7 protein-coding genes are annotated in these 7,407 nt (G+C 46.7%); all 7 read right to left on the bottom strand.

Annotated elements, in window-relative coordinates:
• Positions 1 to 45: 45 nt before the first annotated feature.
• The 7 genes from F8C67_RS06505 to porV all read right to left on the bottom strand — a co-directional run bounded on the left by F8C67_RS06505 (position 46) and on the right by porV (position 7,391).
• Positions 46 to 744 (bottom strand): SDR family NAD(P)-dependent oxidoreductase, encoded by a 699-nt coding sequence (locus F8C67_RS06505; protein WP_151667008.1) that lies wholly within the window; start codon positions 742 to 744, stop codon positions 46 to 48.
• A 163-nt stretch (positions 745 to 907) separates the two neighbouring features.
• A complete protein-coding gene (gene feoB, locus F8C67_RS06500; RefSeq protein ID WP_151667007.1) occupies positions 908 to 3,016 on the bottom strand; it encodes a ferrous iron transport protein B in 2,109 nt (702 codons plus the stop codon).
• The gene (locus F8C67_RS06495; protein ID WP_151667006.1) at positions 3,013 to 3,258 is read right to left on the bottom strand and encodes a FeoA family protein; all 246 of its coding nucleotides are present in this window, start codon (positions 3,256 to 3,258) and stop codon (positions 3,013 to 3,015) included. The genes feoB and F8C67_RS06495 overlap by 4 nt, the downstream gene beginning before the upstream one ends.
• A 173-nt stretch (positions 3,259 to 3,431) precedes the next feature.
• The gene (locus F8C67_RS06490) at positions 3,432 to 4,682 is read right to left on the bottom strand and encodes a pyruvate dehydrogenase complex dihydrolipoamide acetyltransferase (protein ID WP_151667005.1); all 1,251 of its coding nucleotides are present in this window, start codon (positions 4,680 to 4,682) and stop codon (positions 3,432 to 3,434) included.
• A gap of 24 nt (positions 4,683 to 4,706) precedes the next feature.
• Positions 4,707 to 5,702 (bottom strand): pyruvate dehydrogenase (acetyl-transferring) E1 component subunit alpha, encoded by a 996-nt coding sequence (gene pdhA / locus F8C67_RS06485; RefSeq protein ID WP_151667004.1) that lies wholly within the window; start codon positions 5,700 to 5,702, stop codon positions 4,707 to 4,709.
• Between the two features lie 49 nt (positions 5,703 to 5,751).
• Entirely contained in the window at positions 5,752 to 6,225 is a 474-nt protein-coding gene (cdd, locus tag F8C67_RS06480; RefSeq protein WP_151667003.1) for a cytidine deaminase, read from the bottom strand.
• The gene (porV, locus tag F8C67_RS06475) at positions 6,225 to 7,391 is read right to left on the bottom strand and encodes a type IX secretion system outer membrane channel protein PorV (RefSeq protein WP_170266385.1); all 1,167 of its coding nucleotides are present in this window, start codon (positions 7,389 to 7,391) and stop codon (positions 6,225 to 6,227) included. The genes cdd and porV overlap by 1 nt, the downstream gene beginning before the upstream one ends.
• Positions 7,392 to 7,407 lie beyond the last annotated feature (16 nt).

Below are 7,407 nucleotides of genomic sequence, written 5' to 3'. Positions count from 1 at the left end.
ATAGGTTTTCATTCCCGCAAGTGCTTTGCGAGAGTTTTTTTGAGGCTATGGCGTAGTACTGCTGATTGGCAGCACTTTACCACGAATAAATTTTTGAGAACCCTCCGCAAAGTCAGCGATAAACGTCGCCATCTCCCCCGGAGTAGTCGGCGCTGCAAAGCCCGGAAACGCCTCTTCCAACATCTCTGTCTGAACCGCTCCCAAACACAATGCATTGAATGTCCAACCTCTTTCTCCCAATTCTTCCTGCAAACATTCCGTCAAACTAGCTACCGCCGCCTTACTAGAACTATACGCTGTAAGCCCAGGGAATTTCTGACTGCCCTGGTATCCACCCATACTCGATATGTTCACCACATGAACATCATCACTATATAATGGCATTACTTTCTGGATGAGCTCAAACACACTAAAGACATTCACCTCATAAACACGACGCAATTCGTAAGGCGAAATATCTGCAAACGGCTTATTCACCAAACTACCCGCATTGTTGATCATGTGAGAAATTCGGTAACCTTTATCTTTTAGTCGATTCGCCCACTGTTGCACAGCTTCGCGATCCCCCAAATCCAAAACCTCAAATTCTAATCGGTCATCTCCACATTCCTCAGCCAATTGCCGAAGCTTGGATTCAGACCTAGCCGTAGCGACAACATGATGCCCTCGCCTATGCAACTCCAAAGCCAATGCATAACCTATACCTCTACTCGCCCCCGTAACCAATACTACCTGTTTGCTCATCGGTTTAGGCTAAAGCGATTGGACTTCTTCATATTCACCTCAGGACCACATGCACAATCTCCACTCGCACAGCCTGCCGATTTCTTGCGGGGCACAAAAACCCTCACGATCGTCCAAACCGCCCAAAAGAATATTGCTCCTACAACGAGTTCCTGCCAATTCATTAGCTCAACAATTGAAAGGTGATCAATGAAACTACATACGCAAATCCCGACATAAACACAGCCTGCATAATCGGCCAGCGCCAGGAGTTCGTCTCCTTCTTCACAATCGCAAATGTGCTCACACATTGCATCGCAAAGGCATAAAACATCAATAACGACATCCCCACAGGGAATGTAAAGAACGGCTTACCCGTCTCTTTGTTCTTTTCCGCAGCCATCTGCTCCATGACCGTCATCTCATCCTCCGACCCTACATTATATATAGTGGCCATTGTGCCGACGAACACTTCGCGAGCCGCAAAAGAGGATATCAATGCAATACCAACCTTCCAATCGTAACCAAGTGGACGAATAGCAGGTTCGATAGCCTGACCCAAATATCCAACATAAGAATGCTCAAGACGATATCCATCTACCACACTCGCGAACTCCTCCGGTGTAAGTTGCGTAGTATCTACTTCCGCTGCCACAAATCTTTCCGCTTCAGTGAAGTGCTCATTCGGTCCGTTTGACGCCATAACCCATAGGATAATGGAAATGGCAATGATGATCTTTCCGGCATTGGTCACAAAGGATTTCCCTTTACCCCATATCGTAAGAAGTACGTTCTTATAAAGCGGTACGCGATAGGCCGGCATCTCAACAATAAAGTGTGAGGCCGTTCTCGTCGGTATCATCTTACTCATCAACCACGCAGAACCCAGCGCCGTACCAAAGCCCAACAGGTACATGAACATGAGTACAATTCCCTGCAGATTGATTCCCATGATCTTTTCAGAAGGAATGACCAATCCGATTAGCACCGTATATACCGGCAAGCGAGCCGAGCAGGTCGTAAATGGCGTGACAAAAATCGTAATCAGACGCTCCTTCCAGCTTTCAATATTCCGCGTTGCCATAATCGCCGGAATGGCACAAGCTGTTCCACTAATAAGCGGCACGACACTCTTTCCACTTAATCCAAAGCGCTTCATCAATTTGTCCATGAGGAATACGACCCTTGCCATATACCCCGTCTCTTCCATCAATGTGATGAAGGTGAATAGAATGAATATCTGTGGAAGAAAGATGACTACTCCAGCAATGCCCGGAATTATTCCATCCGCAATCAGTGCTCTCAACGCACCCGGCTCCATGGTATCCTTTATCCAAATGGACAATTCGTTGAAAACGGTATCGATGAGATTCATAGGCAGCTCTGCCCACGAGAAAATCGCCTGAAAGATGAGAAAGAGAAGTCCTAACAGTATCAGAACTCCATATACCTTATGTGTAATAATGCGGTCTAACCGGCCAGACCAGCTTCTGTCTTTCTCTGGTGAAACGGTTACCGCTTCCTTTAATAGATCGTTGACAATCTTATAGCGCTGAATCGTTTCTCGAATGTGCAGCTTCTTCGTGTCAACTTCTGACCTCAAGGTGAGCTGTTCAAGCTGATCTTTTTCTGATGCGGAGAGATAGGACAGCTCGGAAACCTGACTTGCAATAAGCCATGCGGCATAGTCGCCATTCAGATTCAAGATCTTTCTTGCACTTTCCGCATAGTTCGGCGCATCCTTTCTAATGTCAAAAACTGGAGCACGAAGTTCATGGGAGAGTTCAAGAATGGACTGTTTCAACACGTTAATCCCTTCTCCTCTTCTCGCATTTACTAAAACCACCTTCACTCCGAAGGCTTCTTCCAGCTTCTCAACATCTATTTCAATACCCTTGCGCTGAACCTGGTCAACCATATTCAACACAAGAATAGTCGGCAGACCTAAATCTAGAACTTGAGTAAAGAGGTATAAGTTTCGTTTGAGGTTGGTCGCATCGGCAACCGCAACAATCGCGTCGGGGCGATCAGGATTATCCGGTTCCGTGAGCGTTCGAAGCACCACTTCTTCATCAATAGATGAGGGGTGAAGCGAATACGTACCCGGAAGGTCGACCATTTCCGCAATGGAGCGCTGATCGAGTTTGCTAAACCCCGACTTCTTCTCTACGGTAATACCCGGATAGTTACTTACTTTTTGATTGAGCCCTGTTAGCGCATTGAATAGGGAGGATTTACCCGTATTTGGATTTCCAACCAGCGCTACCTTGAGGGCCTTTCGACCTCCAATCATGCTACGTCCTCTACAGAATCTTCGAGTAGAATCAGTCTCGCCAGCTCTCTGCGAATCGCTAGGTGGTAGTCGGCCATTCTAAAGTAGATCGGACCATTAAAAGGGGCCACGTGCTTGACTTCAAGCTCGGTTCCAGGCAAACAACCCATCTCCAAAAGTTTCACCGGAAGCTCGTCCAAGCTCAACTCGCGAATTACTCCTCGCTCTCCTACACGTAAATCTGCCGCACTCTTAAATCGCATCTTCTTTATTTAGACTGATTATAAGTAATGCAAACATACGACATATGATCGTACTAAAACCATGACTTTTGACATGATTCTTGGAAAATTCTGAGCTATTCACAATTTCGGCAGTTACCAACAAAAAAAGGCTGCCCAACGGACAGCCTTTCATCAATTTATCAAGGTGGAAATTACAGCAACATCGTCACTGGCTCTTCCATCATCTGCTTAAAGGTTTGCAAGAATGCAGCTCCTGTTGCCCCGTCAACCACGCGGTGGTCGCAAGACATTGTTACCTTCATCACGTTTCCTGGAACTACTTGTCCGTCTTTCACTACCGGCACTTGGCGAATACCGCCTACTGCCATGATGCATGAATCAGGTGGGTTAATGATAGCTGTGAACTCTTCAATTCCGAACATTCCCAAGTTTGAGATAGTGAAGGTATTCCCCTCCCATTCGCTCGGTTGCAATTTCTTGTCTTTCGCCTTGCCAGCTAGTTCACGAACCTCGCTTGAAATCTGCACCATTCCTTTCATGTCGGCATGACGAACAACCGGCACAAGTAGACCGTCTTCTACAGCCACGGCAACACCGATGTGTACGTGGTCGTTCTGACGAATCTTGTCACCCATCCAAGCAGAATTAACTGCTGGATGTTTCTTCAACGAAGCCGCCACTGCTTTGATGACCATATCGTTGAATGAGATTTTCACATCGCCTCTATCGTTGATGCGCTTGCGCGTTGCCACGGCATTATCCATGTCAATCTCAAGTGTGAGGTAGAAGTGTGGTGCGGTAAACTTGCTTTCCGCAAGGCGGCGAGCAATAGTCTTACGCATTTGCGTTACCGGAATATCCGTGTAGCTTTCCTGACCTGCAACAGGGGCTGATCCTGAAGATGCAGCTGCACTCGGCTTGAAGTCGTCGATATCGCGCTTGACGATTCGACCACCTTCTCCTGAACCTTGAACTTGGTCGAGGGAGATACCTTTCTCTTCGGCCATTTTCTTCGCCAATGGAGAAGCTTTCACTCTTCCTCCGTTAGAAGAAGCAGCCGGAGCCGGTGAAGGAGTTTCTGATTTTGATTCTTCGGTTGAAGTTGAAGACTCTTCTGCTGAATTATCCTTTGCTTCTTCCTTGGAATCCGAAGAACCTCCGCCTTTTTGTTCGGCTAGGATTGCATCAACATCATCATTATCATCACCTAGGATAGCGAGGACGTCATCTACTGGAGCGGTTTGACCTTCTTCAACGCCGATGTAGAGCAATTTCCCTTCTTGACCAGGAAAAGCTTCGAAATCCATCGTCGCCTTATCAGTTTCAATCTCGGCGAGAAGATCGCCTTCGTTGATTGCGTCTCCCACTTTCACGTGCCACTTCGCAACAACACCTTCTTCCATGGTGTCGCTCAAGCGAGGCATGTTAATCACTACTGCCATAGAGTTGTTCTTTTGCCGTTTGGCTTATTCGGTAATGAATGGATAGTCTTCTTGAACGTAGATGTGCTTCCAAAGTTCGCTTGCATCTGGGAACGGTGATTGTTCGCCAAAGTCAACGCACTCTTGCACCAAGTCTTTCACACGCTGATCAATCTCAGCGATTTCTTCTTCCGTAGCCCACTTCTTCTTTGTAATCACATCCTTCACAGTGATGATAGGATCGATCTTTTGGTATTCGGCTACCTCATCCTTCGTTCTATAGTGCTGGGCATCACTCATGGAGTGCCCTTTGTATCTGTAAGTACGAATCTCTAGAAGGGTCGGACCACCACCATCGCGGGCGCGATCAATCGCCTCTTGCATTTCTTCGTAAACCACTTTAGGATCCATTCCTTCAACCGGCTTGCAAGGCATCTCGTATCCTAGACCCAATTTGTAGATGTCGGTGTGATTCGCTGTGCGCTCCACCGACGTACCCATTGCGTATCCATTATTCTCAATGATGAAAACAACCGGAAGGTTCCAAAGCATGGCCAAGTTCATCGTCTCGTGGAAGGCACCTTGGCGAACGGCACCGTCACCCATATAGCAAAGGGTAACATTCTTATCGTCTTTGTACTTATCCGCAAACGCCAAACCTGCTCCTAGAGGAATTTGTCCGCCCACAATACCGTGTCCTCCGTAAAAGTGATGCTCCTTGCTAAACATGTGCATGGAACCACCTTTACCGCGAGATGTACCGTCAACCTTTCCCATGAGCTCTGCCATAATTTTCCTTGGATCTACTCCAAGTCCAATTGGCTGAACGTGGTTACGGTAAGCAGTAATCATCTTATCTCCTTCTTCCATTGCCAATAGGGCGCCGGCGAGGACAGCTTCTTGACCGTTGTACAGGTGCAAGAATCCACGAATCTTCTGTTGGATATAAAGGGCTGAGGACATGTCTTCGAACTTTCTCCAGAAGAGCATGTCTTCGTACCACTTCAAATAAACCTCTTTGGTGAGCTTTTTCTTAGCCATAGGTACATGTACGTTTCGAATGGCAAATCTAATACAAATCGAGTGGAACTCAGCCTAAACGCTTTGCATCAAATGCAAAAGGCATTAAGTCGGCTACAGAGTTGGTTATCAACACATTTCCTTCTTCATCGGCAAAAATGACCCGGATGGGCTTTTCTTGACGGTGTTCAAACTCGTGCATTACTTGCCTGCAAGAACCACAACTTGTCGCCGGAACTTCTCCGTGCGCCGCAGTAGCAATTGCGAGTGTATCAATCGATTTTCCTGGAAACTGTGCACCAACCGCGAAGAGTGCAACGCGTTCGGCACATAGCCCTGATGGATAGGCCGCATTCTCTTGGTTCGACCCCACAACTACATCTCCATCTTTCAGAAGTACAGCTGCGCCAACCTTATAAAAAGAATAGGGAGCATATGCATGCTCCCTACTCTCAAATGCTTTATTTACTAACGCTCGATCTGCAACACTCAAATCTTCGAGTTTCCCGAAAGTGTATTCTACTGACCAAGTATTTTTCTTCATTAACCTGAAATTCCGTTGAGATTAACCAACAGCGAGAAGCGCAAAGTGTTCTCGAGTGGTGAACGAACTGAACTGTTCGCCGGAATCAAGTAGCTGAAATCGAATCCAAAACTAGAGTAGCGAATTCCGATACCCATGGTGAAGAATTTGCGATTTCCCTTGTTCACATCTTCATACTGATAACCTCCACGCACCGCAAAGATGCCGTCGTACCAATACTCAAGACCGATATTGTACATATTCTCTTCCCAGAATTCTTCCCAACCTCTCGGCTTGGCGTTCGGGTTGAAAGACTGAATAACACCAGCAATTACACCTACATTGTCATCCTGACCTTCAAGAACTTCGCCTGTTTGCGGATCTCTCACTGGAGCAGTCGGAACAAGAAGTCTGTTCACATCAGCCAACACAGTCAATGAATTATAATCGTCTAATTGCCATTCGTAACCCGCACCAATGCGAAGGTTGGTAGGCAAGAAGTCTTCAGTACCTCCATCGCTGTAGCTAATTTTCGCACCTAAGTTGGTAATTGCAGCACCAAATAGAAATCGACCTTTTTGACCGTCAGGCAAGTTTTTCAAATCGCCTCGGTAGTAAGCCGATAAATCGGTGCTCACACTCTGTCCAGGGTTGATGCCCGCTGCTTGACCTTGTGTAAGGTCTGAGAAGATATATCTCAATGCGATACCTGATGACCAGTTCTCTGAAAGCTTAAGCGCATAACCTACGTCAACCGACATCTCGTAAGGACTAAACGTTCCTTGGAAATCGCCCTGCTGGTTTCTGAAAGTAATTTCACCTAGCGAGAAATAGCGAATCGAGGCACCGATAGCTTGATTCTTATCTATGGAAGTAGCGAAACTGACGTAAGAAAGGTTGATGTCAGGAACAAGTCTTCTCAACCATGGAGAATAGTTCATGGCGATATCGGTCGTTCCCTCTTCTAGGAATGCAAGTTTTGAAGTGTTCCAAAACATCGCATTTGCGTCAACTGATGTAGCTGCACCGACATTCGCAAGGGCACCGTGACGTGCGTCAGGACCAATTGCGAGTACTGGAACCGCGGTAGTTACGACGTTCAAATTGTCGCCGAAAGCAGTCTGTGCCTTCGATACCGACGGCGCTCCTAGGATTAATGCGCCTGCAATAAGGCTTTTAATTTTCATACTTCTATATCGATTG

The organism is Phaeocystidibacter luteus (assembly GCF_008933115.1).
Lineage (GTDB): Bacteria > Bacteroidota > Bacteroidia > Flavobacteriales > Schleiferiaceae > Phaeocystidibacter > Phaeocystidibacter luteus.
Note: the sequence above shows the minus strand (reverse complement) of the source record. Positions and strands in the feature narration are given on the sequence as shown.